This window comes from Rhizobium sp. K102 (assembly GCF_022385315.1).
GTDB lineage: Bacteria > Pseudomonadota > Alphaproteobacteria > Rhizobiales > Rhizobiaceae > Rhizobium > Rhizobium croatiense.
Genome location: NZ_CP092437.1, coordinates 440,024 through 453,703 on the forward strand (window position 1 = coordinate 440,024; position 13,680 = coordinate 453,703).

General features: G+C 62.7%; 14 protein-coding genes and 1 pseudogene. 6 read left to right on the forward strand and 9 right to left on the reverse strand.

Annotated features, from left to right (window positions below; all coding sequences use genetic code 11):
• Positions 1-5: 5 nt before the first annotated feature.
• The 3 genes and pseudogenes from MHI61_RS29575 to MHI61_RS29585 form a co-directional block, all read right to left on the reverse strand.
• A pseudogene (locus tag MHI61_RS29575) lies at positions 6-1,353 on the reverse strand (FAD-binding oxidoreductase).
• Between the two features lie 2 nt (positions 1,354-1,355).
• On the reverse strand, positions 1,356-2,243 hold the full coding sequence (locus tag MHI61_RS29580) for a dihydrodipicolinate synthase family protein (RefSeq protein ID WP_239793013.1): 888 nt from the start codon (positions 2,241-2,243) through the stop codon (positions 1,356-1,358).
• A 73-nt stretch (positions 2,244-2,316) separates the two neighbouring features.
• Positions 2,317-3,012, reverse strand: a complete 696-nt coding sequence (locus tag MHI61_RS29585) for a GntR family transcriptional regulator (RefSeq protein WP_239793014.1) — start codon at positions 3,010-3,012, stop codon at positions 2,317-2,319.
• 241 nt (positions 3,013-3,253) lie between these two features.
• Here MHI61_RS29585 and MHI61_RS29590 point away from each other — a divergent pair, with 241 nt between their 5' ends.
• Positions 3,254-3,451: a hypothetical protein gene (locus MHI61_RS29590; RefSeq protein WP_239793015.1), complete on the forward strand. Its 198-nt coding sequence runs from the start codon at positions 3,254-3,256 to the stop codon at positions 3,449-3,451.
• Between the two features lie 48 nt (positions 3,452-3,499).
• On the opposite strand, the gene MHI61_RS29595 is transcribed toward MHI61_RS29590, so the two are convergent.
• Positions 3,500-4,792 (reverse strand): diguanylate cyclase, encoded by a 1,293-nt coding sequence (locus MHI61_RS29595; RefSeq protein ID WP_239793016.1) that lies wholly within the window; start codon positions 4,790-4,792, stop codon positions 3,500-3,502.
• 143 nt (positions 4,793-4,935) lie between these two features.
• Here MHI61_RS29595 and MHI61_RS29600 point away from each other — a divergent pair, with 143 nt between their 5' ends.
• Together MHI61_RS29600 and MHI61_RS29605 are read left to right on the forward strand one after the other, a co-directional pair.
• Positions 4,936-6,630, forward strand: a complete 1,695-nt coding sequence (locus tag MHI61_RS29600; protein WP_239793017.1) for an HWE histidine kinase domain-containing protein — start codon at positions 4,936-4,938, stop codon at positions 6,628-6,630.
• Positions 6,627-6,983 carry a response regulator gene (locus tag MHI61_RS29605; RefSeq protein WP_097581452.1) on the forward strand — a complete coding sequence of 119 codons (357 nt, stop codon included), beginning with the start codon at positions 6,627-6,629 and terminating at the stop codon, positions 6,981-6,983. The genes MHI61_RS29600 and MHI61_RS29605 overlap by 4 nt, the downstream gene beginning before the upstream one ends.
• 58 nt (positions 6,984-7,041) lie before the next feature.
• Here MHI61_RS29605 and MHI61_RS29610 read toward each other — a convergent pair whose 3' ends face one another.
• The 4 genes from MHI61_RS29610 to MHI61_RS29625 form a co-directional block, all read right to left on the reverse strand.
• Positions 7,042-7,560: a hypothetical protein gene (locus MHI61_RS29610; RefSeq protein WP_239793018.1), complete on the reverse strand. Its 519-nt coding sequence runs from the start codon at positions 7,558-7,560 to the stop codon at positions 7,042-7,044.
• Positions 7,561-7,619: 59 nt separating this feature from the next.
• Positions 7,620-8,201 carry a GXWXG domain-containing protein gene (locus MHI61_RS29615; RefSeq protein WP_239793019.1) on the reverse strand — a complete coding sequence of 194 codons (582 nt, stop codon included), beginning with the start codon at positions 8,199-8,201 and terminating at the stop codon, positions 7,620-7,622.
• Between the two features lie 150 nt (positions 8,202-8,351).
• Positions 8,352-8,849, reverse strand: a complete 498-nt coding sequence (locus tag MHI61_RS29620; RefSeq protein WP_239793020.1) for a hydrolase — start codon at positions 8,847-8,849, stop codon at positions 8,352-8,354.
• Positions 8,850-8,895: 46 nt separating this feature from the next.
• Entirely contained in the window at positions 8,896-9,717 is an 822-nt protein-coding gene (locus MHI61_RS29625; RefSeq protein ID WP_239793021.1) for a DUF1206 domain-containing protein, read from the reverse strand.
• Between the two features lie 98 nt (positions 9,718-9,815).
• Here MHI61_RS29625 and MHI61_RS29630 point away from each other — a divergent pair, with 98 nt between their 5' ends.
• Complete coding sequence (locus MHI61_RS29630) at positions 9,816-10,283, forward strand: NUDIX domain-containing protein (protein ID WP_239793022.1); 468 nt, start codon at positions 9,816-9,818, stop codon at positions 10,281-10,283.
• A gap of 186 nt (positions 10,284-10,469) precedes the next feature.
• On the opposite strand, the gene MHI61_RS29635 is transcribed toward MHI61_RS29630, so the two are convergent.
• On the reverse strand, positions 10,470-11,468 hold the full coding sequence (locus tag MHI61_RS29635; protein WP_239793023.1) for a LacI family DNA-binding transcriptional regulator: 999 nt from the start codon (positions 11,466-11,468) through the stop codon (positions 10,470-10,472).
• Between the two features lie 383 nt (positions 11,469-11,851).
• Between MHI61_RS29635 and denD the strand changes: the two genes are divergently transcribed.
• Both denD and MHI61_RS29645 read left to right on the forward strand, forming a co-directional pair.
• Entirely contained in the window at positions 11,852-12,838 is a 987-nt protein-coding gene (gene denD / locus MHI61_RS29640; RefSeq protein ID WP_239793024.1) for a D-erythronate dehydrogenase, read from the forward strand.
• Positions 12,835-13,608 carry an SDR family oxidoreductase gene (locus MHI61_RS29645; RefSeq protein WP_239793025.1) on the forward strand — a complete coding sequence of 258 codons (774 nt, stop codon included), beginning with the start codon at positions 12,835-12,837 and terminating at the stop codon, positions 13,606-13,608. The genes denD and MHI61_RS29645 overlap by 4 nt, the downstream gene beginning before the upstream one ends.
• Positions 13,609-13,680: the final 72 nt, after the last annotated feature.

Consider the following 13,680-nt stretch of genomic DNA (forward strand, 5'->3'; position numbering starts at 1 on the left):
CTGTGTCACTCCGTGCCGGCGCGCCATTCGCGCCAGGCGAGATGGAGCTTCGCGCCGATCGTCGTCAGCGGCTGCGGCGGCAAAGAAACCGGCTTGGCCATCCTGTCATAGACGCGGCCGAGGTCGGATTCGTGTCCCAGCAAACGTTCGGCCGCGGCAATGCCGGCGGCGGTCGAGTTCGATGCGCCGAGGCCGTTGCAGCCGCAAGCGGCGAAAACACCGCGTTCGATCTCTCCGAAGGCCGGCACATGGTTGTGCGTCAGCGCCATCGCACCGCCCCAGCGGTACTGCATGCCGACACCGGCAAGCGTGGGGAAGCGATGGGCGAATTTGCCGTCATGCAGTCGGCCGGCGCTGCGGATGGCGGCATCGCTCGTTTCGATGCCTGGATTATAACTGTATCGCGAGCGCACCAGGATCCGGTCTCCGCCGCCGGCGTTGATCCGCCGCACTGTCGTTCCCATCGGCAGCGCAGGTGTCGCCGCCCATTGTCTTTCGCCGCCGAGCCGTGCCGGATCGAACTCTTCCGTCAGGGATGCGTAAGTGAAGACATGGAGGAGGCGGCCGCGGAAGAAGCCGAAACTTTCCGCATGGCCGTTATTGGCGAGGATGATCTTTGCCGCCTGCACCGATCCATGCGGCGTCTTCAGCAGCCAGCTGCCGGCGAAGCGCTCGAAGGAGAGAACAGGCGTCTGCTCGCAAAGCCGCACCGGCGCCTTCAGGCAGTCGGCCACGCCTCTTACATAGGCGGCCGGCTGGATGATGACCGTGCCGGGCGAGAACAGGCCCGAGGTGAAGGCCTTCGATCCGGTCACGGCCTCGATTTCTTGCCCTTTGAGCAGACGATGCGCTTCACCCATCTTCGCAAGCTGCTGCGAATAGGCTTCGAGATGCTTGTCGCCTTCCGCGCTCATCGCGATGCTGTAGCGGCCGCAGGGATCGAACAGTTCCTTCCCCCAGCCGTTCTCTGCCGCGAGCTCGCTCGCGAGCGCGATTGCCGAACGCTGCAGCAGCACGGAGTTCGCGGAACTTGACTTCCGACTCGCCGCTGAAATCATCCGAGGAAACTTCGTGAGGCAGGTCGATGATGAAGCCGGAATTGGCGCCGGCCGGACCCTCGCCGACGATGCCCGCTTCGAGAACGGCGACCCGCAGCGTCGGATCGAGCCGCGAGAGCCGGTGCGCCGCCGACAGGCCGGCAAAACCGCCGCCGATGATCGCCACATCGGCTAAGATCGCTTCGCTCAGCGCCGGCCGGGGTTTCCGCGGCGGAAGTGTCGCTACCCAACCTGAAACGCCGGCGCGTTTGGGAAGCTTCGATGCGACGAAGACGTTCTTTGCGGCCCGGCTCACTGTCAAATCGCCTCCCGCTCCATGAGCGGCGCGAGCGAGCGCCGCAGCGCCGGGAGCTTTTCGGACGCAAGGGCGCGCAGCGGCTTTCGCGGCACACCGGCGCCATAGCCGACCATATCGGCGGCGGCATAGACCGACTGCACGTAATCGCCTTCCCAGATCAGACCCATCGCCGGCTCCAAAATATTCCAGAGTTCGCGCACCTCGTCCCATTTGCGCTGGGACGCCGCCTCGACGAGAGCGACTGAGGTCTTCGGCGCGAAATTCGCGCCACCCCAGATCAGACCGTCGCATCCGGCATAGAGGGCGTAGGGCACAAGAGGATCGGCGCCGTTCATGACGAAGCGGCCGGTGCGGATGAGGCCTGCCTGTTTTGTGAGGTCCCCGCTGCTGTCCTTGACGGCGGAAAAGCCCGGAATTTCATTGAGCTTGTCGAGAAGCTCAGGCGTGATGGCGACGCCGACCGCCTGGGGCACGTTATAGCCGATGACCGGAAGGCCTGATTTGGCGACCTCAGCGTAGAAATCGAGAATGCCCTGGTCGTCGGTCGGGCCCTCGAAGAAGGGCGGCAGCACCATGACGCCCTCGGCGCCGGCGTCGCGGGCGCGGGCCGTCCGCTCCACCACCTCTTCCACCAGCAAGGCCGAAGTCTGGGCGATCACCTTGGCGCGGCCGTTGACGATCTTGACGCCACGGCGGACCAACTCCTCGGATTCCTGTTTGGAGAGATAGACGTGCATGCCGGTGCCGGAGCTGAACAGCAAGCTGCGCACGCCTGCGGCAAGATAGCGTTCGACATTGGCTTCGAGCCGTCCGTAGTCGATGCGGCCGGCAGCGTCGAACGGGGTGGTGATGGCGAGATTGAGTCCTGGAAAGGGAAAGGTGGTCATCGATAAAATCCCGTTGCGTTTGGCCGAACTGTCGAGCCGGATTGTCTTGAGCTGGGTGATTGATCTCGGCGGCTTAAAGGGTCGGCGTCTCCAACCCTTCGGGGGCCGCGTACATGGCCATATTGCGCCGGGAGAGTTCGATATGGAGACGCGCCAGCTCACCGGAGGCTTCTGCGTCACGCCGCTCGATCGCCTCGATCATCTCCTCGTGCTGATCCGACGCCAGCTCGAGCTCTTCCTGCATGCGCGGCGTATTCGGATGCTGGTAGAAGATTTTGCCGATGCGGGCGTGGTCGATCTGCAGGCGGCGCAGGCTCGGGACGACGTAGACATTGTGGGCCATTTCGCCGATCTGGCGGTGGAACTGGTCGTTGTAGAAGACCCGGCTTTCGACATCGCAGTCCTCGACCGCCTTGCGGAAGGAACGCTGGATCGTTCTGAGGACCTCGAGTTCGCCTTTCGTCCGGTTCTCAGCCGCGAGCTTGTTGGCGGTAATATAGATCATCGGCGCGAGCAGGAAGAAGTCGCGCAACGCCTGATAACTCATCGAGCTGACGCGGGCGGCGCGGTTGGTTTCGAGTTCGATATAGCCCTCGCCGGCCATCTGCCGCATCAGTTCGCGCACCGGTGGACGGGAGAGCCCGAACTCTTCGCTTAACGACACTTCATCCAGCACCGAACCCGGCGGCAGCTCCATCGTCAGGATGCGCCTGCGCAGCGCAAGTTCGAGGCTGGCTTTGCGATCAGGACTGGCAGTCTCGCTATTCATCTCGTCGCAGCTCCTCATAATTCTTTTAGAAGACATTAAGTAGACAATATTAGAGCGTCAAGCCGCAAACCGCTGTTTCGCAGCGCCGAGCAGCCTGACAAACTGCGGTATGGTGCGCAGCGGCCTGCCGAGTGGTCGGAAAAAGTGCAACGCCATGTGGAAACAAAGCGGGCCTGGTTTGTTACTGTTAGACGCGCGCAGGGTGTTCCTGCCGGGCGGCGGCCGAAACGGGAGCAGAATCATGGAGACAGCAACGCAGTGGGCGCTTTTCTTCGGCGCACTGACGTTGGCGAGCTGGATAGCGGGAGGCATTGCGGCCGTCCTTGGAAGTGTCGAGCTCGGCCACCGACAAAGAGCGACAGAATATCTGACGTTCGGGCTCAGCGCCGCCGGCTTCATCTGGGCAGTCGCCATGGCGGCGGTTTTGGTGATCCGCTGACGCGGATTGCGCCGATGAGCCGATCGAAACCTCCCGCCAGCTGCGCCTTCAGCGGCGGGCGGCGATCTGCTCGGCAGCAGGTGGCGGACGGTGGAAGACGCAGACCTGGTTGCGGCCTGCTTCCTTGGCGCGATAGAGTGCCACGTCGGCTTCGTGCTGGAGATTTGCCAGGGAAACGCCGGTGTCGGTCGCCGATTTGAAGGCCACCCCGACGCTCAGCGTCACCGACGGGCCGACGCCGGAAGACGGGTTCGGTAGGGCGGCCGCCTCCACGCTTTCACGTATTCGCTTCGCCACCGCGACAGCCTCTTCTTCTTCCACATCCGGAAGGACGATGAGAAATTCCTCGCCGCCGTGTCGCGAGACGAGGTCGCGATCGGCGCGCACGCAGCTCTGGATGATGCCGGCGACCTTGACAAGGCAGCGGTCGCCTTCGCCATGCCCGAGCTTATCGTTCAGCGCCTTGAAGTGGTCGATGTCGCACATGAGCATGGCGACGATGCCGGTTTCACGGCCGTGGCGCCAGAGGCTCTCGAGCGTTTCCATCATCCAACGGCGGTTGGCGATCCCCGTCAGCGGATCGGTTCTGGCCAGCCGTTCCAATCGGGCATTCGCATCGGCCAATTCCGCGACGCGGCGCTGATCCCTGCAGTCGAGGAGAAATGTCTTCTGCGCCAGGATGTTCATCGTTCGCCTGGCGACCACGGTCGCGATGATCCCGCAGGAAAAGAACAGGGTCCCGGCTATGACGCTGCCCGCGTCCACGAGCGGGTTGTACCATTGAAAGGTGAAATAGAGGCAGAGGGCATAACAGGCGATTGCGATCGTCCAGGCGAGCGGCACGCTGAAGATGGTGATTGCGCTCGTGGCAACGAACAGCATGATGGTCAAATGGCGCTCGTAGAATTCGCCCCCCGCAAAGACGCCGACGAGTGCGACCGACAGCAGGATGACGCACATTCCGCCGAGGAGCGATGCGCGTTGAACCGCCGCCGGGCGCGGCTTGGTCCAGACGAGCGCCGTCAGGATCGCCGCCGGCGGCAGCAGGCAGGCCGGGGCGACCATCAACAGGGCAACCTCACGCGGAAGCAGCATGGCATTCAGCGCCAGCGTCAGAACATCGACGAAGGCGACCCAAGTCATCCAGGAACGGATGACTTTCGCCCTCTGGCGCCATAGCCTTTCGTCGAACCGGCGCCGCAGGTCGCCCGTCAGGCGAATATCGCGGGTTCGCCCCGATAAAAGGCGTTCCACCTCATCCGCCATCGCGCCGGTCAGCGGCCGCGGCGAAAAGGACCCGGCTGCAGAACCTTCGAAGGACGTGCTTTTGGCATCATTCATCTTTGCACTATCTAGCCGCAATCGTAAACTCGGCAAGGTTGCCGCGCGGACGTCCGGATTCCTGCGTTGATATTTTGTAAACAAGTTGATCTGGGCCAGACCCTCTCGGACATGCTACCTACCTTATTCCGAGAGGAAACAGGATGAGACTTAAGCTGGTCGCAGTTGCGGTCGCGGCGCTGGCGCCGGTGGTGGCGATGCTCGTTTACAACGAAGTCGCGCTGCGCCATCAGCGCAATGAAGAAGTGCGCGCATCCGCGGCACAAGCGGCCAGACAAGCATCGTCGGAAGTCGAACGGATCATAGAAGGCCTGCACGCCCTTCTCGTCTCCGTCGCTGCCATGCCTTCCGTCCGGCAGCTCGACGTCCCGGCTTGCAATACGGCGCTCAAGGCGGTTGTCGAAAGCATTCCGAACATCCGCACCATCTTCGTCGTCGGGCTCGACGGACAGCCGATCTGCGGCAGCATGGCTTTTCCCGAGGGCGTGATCTTCTCCGATCGAGACTATTTCCAGCAGATGCTCACGACCAAGGCTTTCGTCGTCGGCACCTATACGCAGAGCCGCCTTGTCGACAGACCCGTCCTGCCGCTCGCCATGCCCCTGATGGACGCCGACGCCATGAAGGCCGTCATCGTCAGCGGAATCCGGTTGGACTGGCTGCAGAACCGCATCACCGAGCGCGGCGTTGCTCCCGGCAACGCGGTGACGATAGCCGACGGCAACGGAACGATCGTTGCGCACGTCCCCTCGCCCGAGCGCTTCGTCGGCACCGTCATACCCGATGCGCTTGAGCGCCTGATCCATGCCGACCAGCCCGACGTGATCGATGTGGTGAGCCAGGACGGAACCGAACGCATCCTCGGGTATCGCCCGATCGCGCTGCCCTCCAGCCCTCTCTATGTCAGCGCCGGCTTCTCCAAGGAGGAAGCTTTCGCGCCGATCAACCGGGCGACGACGATGAATACGCTTGCCATTGTCGGCGGTGCGCTTTTTGCCTTCCTCGCCGCGATTTTCATCGGCAACCGCTTCATCCTCGTGCCGATCTCCAGGATCGCGGATGTGATGGAAAAGTGGCGCAGCGGTCAAACGACGGCGCGCACCGGCATGAAAGGACCGGACGAGCTCGGTGTCGTCGGTGCGACCTTCGACCGGCTGCTTGACGAACTCGATGAACGAAGACGCCAGAGCCAGGAGGCGGAGGAGGAGCGCAGCCTCCTTGTCCGCGAACTGGCGCATAGGGTCAAGAATGGCTTCACCCTCGTTCAGGCGATCGCCCGGCAAACCTTCTCACGCTCCGATCCGGAAAAATACAATTCCTTCGCCGAGAGGCTCGCAGCGCTCGCCGGCACTTATGATCTCATCCTGTCGCGCGAGGGATCGGCCTCGTCTGTCAGGGAGATCGTCTTCGCGGCCTTGCGTGCCCACGTCGCCTCGCAGGCCGAGCGCATTCGCCTGGATGGCCCGGAAGTGGTTCTTCCCGCAGACATCGCCCTGCCGCTTTCGCTCGTGGTGCACGAACTGGCGACCAACGCTACCAAGTATGGAAGTCTCGGAAGCGAAGATGGAACAGTCACCATCGAGTGGAAGCACGATGACGGACGCGTCCTTCTCGTCTGGACGGAAGCGGGTGGGCCGCCGGTTTCGACACCGACGAAAAAGGGCTTCGGCTCGATACTGATAGAACGGGCCTTCCCGGCGAAGGCGCAGGCGCGATCCAGGTCGGACTACAGGCCCGGGGGCCTCGTTTTCGAAGTTATATTTTTGATCGCGGAACCGGTTGCGAGAGGCGAAGTTGACCCTCTGGGTAAGGATGACATGCATGCGAGCGAAACATGAAAACCAAGGTAGTCGTGGTTGAGGACGAAGCTCTACTGCTGATGATGGCGGTCGGCATCGTCGAGGAAGCAGGCTTGGAGGCGCTCGAAGCACGCAATGCCGATGAGGCTCTGATGCTTTTCGAAAGCGTGCCCGGCATTCGGATCCTGTTCACAGACATCGACATGCCGGGAAAGATGGACGGTTTGAAACTCGCAAAGGCCGTCCGCAATCGCTGGCCGCCCGTCGAAATCATCATCGTCTCCGGCATGAAGCAGCCGGACAAAGATGAATTGCCCGAGCGCGGCGTCTTCTTCCCCAAGCCTTACGACACCCGACAGCTCTGCGACGCGCTCGTCAGAATGGCTGCCTGATACGTGAGCCGACGACAGCGATCCGGATGTCGCGCCGCCGAGAGCAGCGGGCGGCATGCTATCTTTCTGCCGTCGAGGGCCGCTGCAAATCGATGCGACTGGTCACGACCGGCTGGCCGGAAGCAGGATCTTGGTCGACGGTCTGCAGTCGAAGCCGGTTCTGCCCGACTTTCTCGATCATCAACACTGCGTCTCGATCGCCGTTGACCAGCCGCGCCCAGGTCACACGCAGGTTGAGGGCAGCACCTTTCCTGCTGCCTGCAAGCTTCGACGGCAGTCCTGACGGCCCGACATAATTGCCGGTATAACGCTCTCCGGCGGCCTTGACGGTCGCCGAGAAGCTTCTGGTGAAAACCGCCAGGCCGCGACACTTCCCGTTCATCGAAACGGTGGATGCGCTGGCATCAGATCGGAGGGTGCAGGAGACCTTCAGATTCGTGCCGCCGATCCGCGTCAGCACCCTGCCAGTCCCGCTCCAGTCGCCGGCCAAAGACTGCAAAAAACCGACCTCCGACGCCACTGCCCCGACAGGCAGGCAAGGCAGCAAGAGAAAAGTTGCGATCAGGACCATACGCATGGCAGCCCCCTGGTTTGCGTCTCCGGACAACAGGTCGGCATGGCAGATTGTTCCCGGCGTCAGATTGTTTTTGCCGCCCGCGCGCGTGAAGGGCGGCCGCTTCCCGACGACCCCGCCGTCGCTGCGGTGGCATCGATTCTTCGCAGCTTGAAGAAATAACGACGGGCGTCGCCCGTAATGCACATCATGCCAGCCAGCTCTTGCCCATTCATTCTGCGAAAGCAATCGACGATCGGCTGCCTGTCGTAACGCATTGCGGCGGTGACGCCATCCCCCGAGGTCTGAAGCGCAAGGGACGCGGTCGTGCCCCTCGCACGCAATGCCTTCTGCAGATAGGAGAACCAGCTCCGGGCGACCCTTGTGCGCCCGAACGGTGCGGCTTTGATGGCCAGCCCGATTGGAAAAATGCCGGGTTCGATGGCGACCAGCCGATCGGCTCGCCACTGAAAGAGGAGGGCGTCCGCGCGCATGTCCGCGTGAAACCGCTTGCCGAACCAGCCAAGGTTCTCGAGAACGCCATCGAGCGGGTGATCCGACGGAATACCAGCCCCCCTCCACAAGCCGATCATCTCGACCGGCTGGACAGGCTTCAGCGAAGAGAACCAGGCCTTCATCTCGTCCTGCCGGCCCATGCTTTCCATCCGTTTTCAGTCACGCGATCGAACCTAACCGCGACAAGGCAAATGGCGCCACCGCCGGCCAGATTATCCGGTTCCGGCGCCTCGGCAAGAAGAGCGTCGTCTGCCAGGGCTTGGATCCCCCGCACGCCGAATGTTCTCGATGCGGCGGTATCACAGTGCTCGCTTCGTTGACAACAGGGCTTCCAGCGACACCGGCCTGAGACCGTGCCCGTCGACGCCGACATCGTACTGGCGGGGCAGGGGCTTCAGGCGGCCATGGGAATGTCCGTGCAGATTGATCGATTTCTTGCCCATCTTGTTCCAGGTGCGGAACGGGTAGTGGCACAGGATCAGCAGATGATCATCCAGCGTCATCTCCTTGTAGTGCTGAACGCTCGCCCATCCCCTCGCCTCCGTCGTCGTCGGCGGATCATTATTCCCGATGATGAGGTGCTTGCGCCCGTTCAGCATCGAAAGGAGCTGGTCACAATCCCCGCCACGGAAGGACATGACGTCGCCGAGATGCCAGATGTCGTCCTGCGAACCAACGATTTCGTTCCAGTTCCGGATCAGCGTCACGTCATGCGAGGCCATGTCGGGGAAGGGGCGTCGGTCGATGCGAAGGACGCGCGGATCTGCAAAATGGGTATCGCCGGTGAAGTAAATCATCTGACAGAGATGGCGCAGCTCGCTCGGTTGGAAAGTCGCCGTTTTTTCAATGGCCGGCTGTCGGGATCGAATGTTTGACATCGGCAAGGGACGGGCTGCGCACGACGCGATAGCGCGCCTCGACGAGGTTATAGACCCCGAAGGCCGCCAATCCGGCCGCGACGGCGATATAAAGGATCGAGCCGAAAGGCAGCTGCCTCACCCATTCAAGCGCGTCCGCCATGCTGCCCGCCTGTTGCGGGTCGACGCGGAAACCCGCATAGGCGAAGAAGATTCCCGTGATCACGAAGACGACGCCGCGGGCGACGAGGCCATAGACACAGACCGTGGTGACCACGCCGCTGGCATCGGCGAGCCTGAGATAGCGCTCGAATTTCCTGGTGAAGCCCTTGGCTGCCGTCACGACCCCGCCGATGATGAAGCCGAGGCCGACGGCAACGGCCAGATAGGCGCCGAACGGCTGCGACATGATCCACTGAGCCAATCCTTTCTCACCCGAGCCTTGGCTTGCGTCACCGCTGAAAAGCGCGTGTGCCAGCGCATATCCGGCAAGCCCGAGGTAGACGACGGCGCTGCCGAAGAGAAACGTGCGGATGGCGACCGCCTTGGCGCCGGTGCCATGTCCGTCGGAATCGGCCAAGGACTGGGCCAGCCGCCAAGCCACGAAACCGAGAAGGCCGATGCCGATCAGCCCCACCCAGACGCGGCCGAACGGCTGTGCGAGCAGCGTCGAAAGCGCCGACTGCGTTTCCGGCCGTCCGCTGGCAACGCCGGAGAACAGGGCCAGCCCCGCCACCAGCAGAAATACGACGCCGCGCGCCACGTAACCGCTCTTGGCAAGCAGGTCGAAACGAAATCCTTTGGCCATGATATACTCCGCGCATCTGTGTGGCTGTCACCCCTAACGCGCCACCACGCGGAAAGTTGTCGTCGAGGAAAAGGCTGCGCTCATGCCGGGAGTTGCCGATGCCGGTCCGTAGCGCAGGACTTCTCATCCACCGCCTTTCCGAGACGGGGCCCGAGGTCCTGCTCGTGCATCCCGGGGGTCCGTTCTGGGCAAAGAAGGACGAGGGCGCCTGGTCGATCCCGAAGGGATTGATCGAAGCCGGTGAAGACGAACTGTCGGCAGCAATCCGGGAGGCGCGTGAGGAGCTCGGCGTGGAAATCCAGGGAGCCTTTGCCCCGCTCGGCGAATATCGCCAACCAGGCGGAAAAATCGTCGTCGTCTGGTCGGTGGAGGCCGAGCTTGATGTCGCGAAGGTGCGCAGTTCAGAGTTTCAGCTCGAATGGCCGCCGCGATCGGGCCGTTTGCAGAATTTTCCCGAAGTCGACCGCGCCGAGTGGTTTCCCACCGCAGAGGCTGAGATCAAGATTCTCAAGGGGCAGGTCGCAATGCTTGCAGATCTGGCAAAACAGCTCGGTCGAGACCAATGAAAGGAGGTATTGCAATCACTCGGTTCCGACAAGAATGAAGGAGCGGTCGGCGGCCTCGAGCAATGTATCGGCGATCAGCCCATAGGATAGGGTTTGGGCCGCACGACGTCTATCTGCGTCGCAGACGCCATCAGCCATTCCGCGATCGGATGGGGATACGCTTTGTTGACGAGCGGTTGCTGGAGCCTAATCGACGCCGGTAATCTCGGGATCGAACACGATGATCTTTTCTGAAGGCGGATTTCCATCCCCGCGGCTCGCAGCCAGCAGAAGTGCTGCGGCGGCTTCGCCCATCTGACGCCGCGGCGAGATCGAGGTCGCGATCCTGAAGGGCAGGGCGCGGGCGACATCGAGTCCGTTGAACCCGGCAATCAGAATTTCGGCGGGGCTGGAAACGCCGAGTTCCAGGCATGCGAAGGCGCCGCCGGTCGCCATGTCGTCGTTGGAATAATAAATGCAATCAAGATCGCGCGTCGCCGCGAGCATCGACATCGTCAGCCGCTTGCCGTGGGCCACCGAGGAATAGGCGGCGTTGAACCGCTCCGCCACGAAAGAAAGGCCGCTCTCGCGCAGGGCCTTCTCAAACCCGGCCTTCCGCTTGCCCGCCCGCAAGTCCCTGTCGATCGCGCTGCCGATATAACCGAATCGCCGCCGGCCTGCCGCCAAAAGCGCTCTTGCCATCTCCTCTCCCGCCTTGCCATGAGAAAGCCCGACGTTGAAATCGATGGGCGTGCCGTCGAGGTCCATCAGCTGGATCACCGGGATCTCCGCATTCTGCAGCATTCTAACCGTTTCTGCCGGCTGATCGAGACCCGTCACGATGATGGCGACAGGCCGCCAGGAGAGCATGTCGCGGATGATCTCGCGCTCTTTCGCCATATCGTAGTCGGAGATGCCGAACACTGCCTGCATGCCGGATCCACGCAGTCCGGCCGAAATGCCCGCCAGCATCTCGGGAAAGACGATGTTGGACATGCTGGGAACGACGACAGCGACGAGGTTCGTGCGCTGCGAGGACAGCGAGAGCGCCAGCCGGTTGCCGACATAGCTCAGCCGTTCGGCCTGCTGGAGCACTTTTGCGCGGGTCTCCTTGGAGACGTCGGCCGCGCCGCGAAGGGCCCGTGATGCCGTCATCTTGCTGACGCCGGCCGCGGCAGCAACCTCTTCCAGTGTGGATTTACGCATCGCACCGATTCCTTAGTCGAATTGCCTCGCCAGCGGCCAACACCAGATTCATAGGCTCTTTTCCAAAAAAGGAAAACACGTACTCTTGACATATGCGACCAAAATAGGCGTTGTTACCGATACCGGTATCGATACCAACGGCAAAATGCTGGAGCAAAGACGGGACGGACAAGGCTTCGAACGTCCTGCATCGTACGAATGTTTGAACGCAAAGATCTGCGGATCAGCCAAGCCGGCTTGACCTGCAGGTTGTAGACCTATCTGAATTCGATCGGACAGATTCCGATCGCGCTGCCAGCTGCGACAGGCACTGACCGCCAGAACAATGCGACGAGCAGCGCGATCTTGCCGACGACACCGGCCGAACGGGAGGAAGAGCCGCAATGCATGTGATGATTTTGGGCGCAGCCGGTATGGTCGGCCGCAAGCTGGTCGAGAAGATCGCGCGCGAGCCGCTGGCTTTCGGCCGGCCCGTCACCCGGCTGACCCTGGTGGACGCCTTTGCGCCGCCGGTGCCGGAACCGCTCCGGGCGGTCTCTACGGCGCTGACGGTCGACCTCGCCGGCGCCGGCGCCGCCGACAGGCTGATCGAAGGCCGGCCGGAGCTGATCTTCCATCTCGCCGCCATCGTATCGGGTGAGGCGGAAGCGGATTTCGACAAGGGTTACGCCGTCAATCTTGACGGCACGCGCGCGCTGTTCGATGCGATCCGCCAGGCTGGTCTGACGAGCACCTATGTGCCGCGCCTCGTCTTCGCGTCCTCGATCGCCGTCTTCGGCACGCCGTTTCCTGAGGTCATTCCCGACGAATTCTTCACCACGCCGCTGACGAGCTACGGCACGCAGAAGGCGATCGCCGAACTGCTGCTCGCAGATTATTCCCGCCGCGGCATTTTCGACGGCATCGGCATCCGGCTGCCGACCATCTGCGTGCGGCCCGGCACTCCGAATAAGGCGGCCTCGGGTTTCTTCTCCAACATCCTGCGCGAGCCGCTGGTCGGCAAGGAAGCCATACTGCCGGTCAGCGACAGCGTGCGGCACTGGTTTGCAAGTCCACGCGCGGCCGTCGGCTTCTTCGTCCATGCGGCGACGATCGATACGGCAAGGATCGGCGCGCGGCGCAACCTCACCATGCCGGGTCTTTCCGCGCTGGTCTCCGAAGAGATCGAAGCGCTGCGCCGCGTGGCCGGCGACAAGGCGGTCGCGCTCATCAAACGCGTGCCCGATCCGGTGATCGAACGCATCGTCGCCGGCTGGCCGACCCAGTTCGACGCCGAGAGAGCGTCTTCGCTCGGCTTCAAGGCGGAGACGAGCTTCGACGAAATCCTGAAGGTACATATCGAGGATGAACTGGGCGGGAGGATAGCATGAGCATATCGGCCAGCGGAGAGGCAAGGATCGCGCTTGTCACCGGCGGCGGCACCGGCGTCGGGCGTGCCATAGCGCGGGGGCTCGGCGCTGCCGGCTACACGGTCGTCATTTCAGGACGGCGGGCCGACGTGCTTGAAAAGGCGGCAAACGAGCTTGGCGGTGAAACCGGCGCGGAGTTCCTCGCGGTTTCCGCCGATGTCGGCGATCCCGCTTCGGTGCGGGCTCTTTTCGACGCCATCTCGGAAAAATACGGACGGCTCGACCTCCTGGTCAACAATGCCGGCGTCACCGTGCCTGGTGTGGCGCTGGAAGAGGTCTCGTTCGAGCAGTGGAACGCCATCGTCGCCGCCAATCTCACCGGCGCTTTCCTCTGCACCCAGCAGGCCTTCCGGCTGATGAAGAGCCAGAATCCGCGCGGCGGGCGCATCATCAACAACGGCTCCGTCTCCGCCACGACGCCGCGCCCGAATTCCGCGCCTTACACGGCGACGAAGCACGCCATAACGGGGCTGACCAAATCCACTGCTCTCGACGGGCGCGAATTCGACATCGCCTGCGGCCAGATCGATATCGGCAATGCGGCAAGCGACATGACAACGAGGATTGCGGCCGGCGTGTTGCAGGCAAACGGCAGCATCGCGGCGGAAGCGACGATCGACCCGGCGCATATTGCCGATGCGGTCGTCTACATGGCGGGCCTGCCGCTCAGCGCCAATGTGCTGACCATGACAGTGATGGCGACGAAGATGCCCTTTGTCGGGCGGGGGTGAGAAGGCGGGCTGTCGCCGGCCGAAAACGACATAGATACAGTGCTTGCGTAATGCTCATGATCTGGGAGGAGG

Coding starts and splice junctions, on each gene's coding strand:
- MHI61_RS29585 (WP_239793014.1), bottom strand. CDS start 3,012: ATGAATAGCGAGACTGCCAGTCCTGATCGCAAAGCCAGCCTCGAACTT.
- MHI61_RS29645 (WP_239793025.1), top strand. CDS start 12,835: ATGAGCATATCGGCCAGCGGAGAGGCAAGGATCGCGCTTGTCACCGGC.
- MHI61_RS29610 (WP_239793018.1), bottom strand. CDS start 7,560: ATGCGTATGGTCCTGATCGCAACTTTTCTCTTGCTGCCTTGCCTGCCT.
- MHI61_RS29620 (WP_239793020.1), bottom strand. CDS start 8,849: ATGATTTACTTCACCGGCGATACCCATTTTGCAGATCCGCGCGTCCTT.
- MHI61_RS29600 (WP_239793017.1), top strand. CDS start 4,936: ATGAGACTTAAGCTGGTCGCAGTTGCGGTCGCGGCGCTGGCGCCGGTG.
- denD (WP_239793024.1), top strand. CDS start 11,852: ATGCATGTGATGATTTTGGGCGCAGCCGGTATGGTCGGCCGCAAGCTG.
- MHI61_RS29590 (WP_239793015.1), top strand. CDS start 3,254: ATGGAGACAGCAACGCAGTGGGCGCTTTTCTTCGGCGCACTGACGTTG.
- MHI61_RS29635 (WP_239793023.1), bottom strand. CDS start 11,468: ATGCGTAAATCCACACTGGAAGAGGTTGCTGCCGCGGCCGGCGTCAGC.
- MHI61_RS29580 (WP_239793013.1), bottom strand. CDS start 2,243: ATGACCACCTTTCCCTTTCCAGGACTCAATCTCGCCATCACCACCCCG.
- MHI61_RS29605 (WP_097581452.1), top strand. CDS start 6,627: ATGAAAACCAAGGTAGTCGTGGTTGAGGACGAAGCTCTACTGCTGATG.
- MHI61_RS29625 (WP_239793021.1), bottom strand. CDS start 9,717: ATGGCCAAAGGATTTCGTTTCGACCTGCTTGCCAAGAGCGGTTACGTG.
- MHI61_RS29615 (WP_239793019.1), bottom strand. CDS start 8,201: ATGGAAAGCATGGGCCGGCAGGACGAGATGAAGGCCTGGTTCTCTTCG.
- MHI61_RS29595 (WP_239793016.1), bottom strand. CDS start 4,792: ATGAATGATGCCAAAAGCACGTCCTTCGAAGGTTCTGCAGCCGGGTCC.
- MHI61_RS29630 (WP_239793022.1), top strand. CDS start 9,816: ATGCCGGTCCGTAGCGCAGGACTTCTCATCCACCGCCTTTCCGAGACG.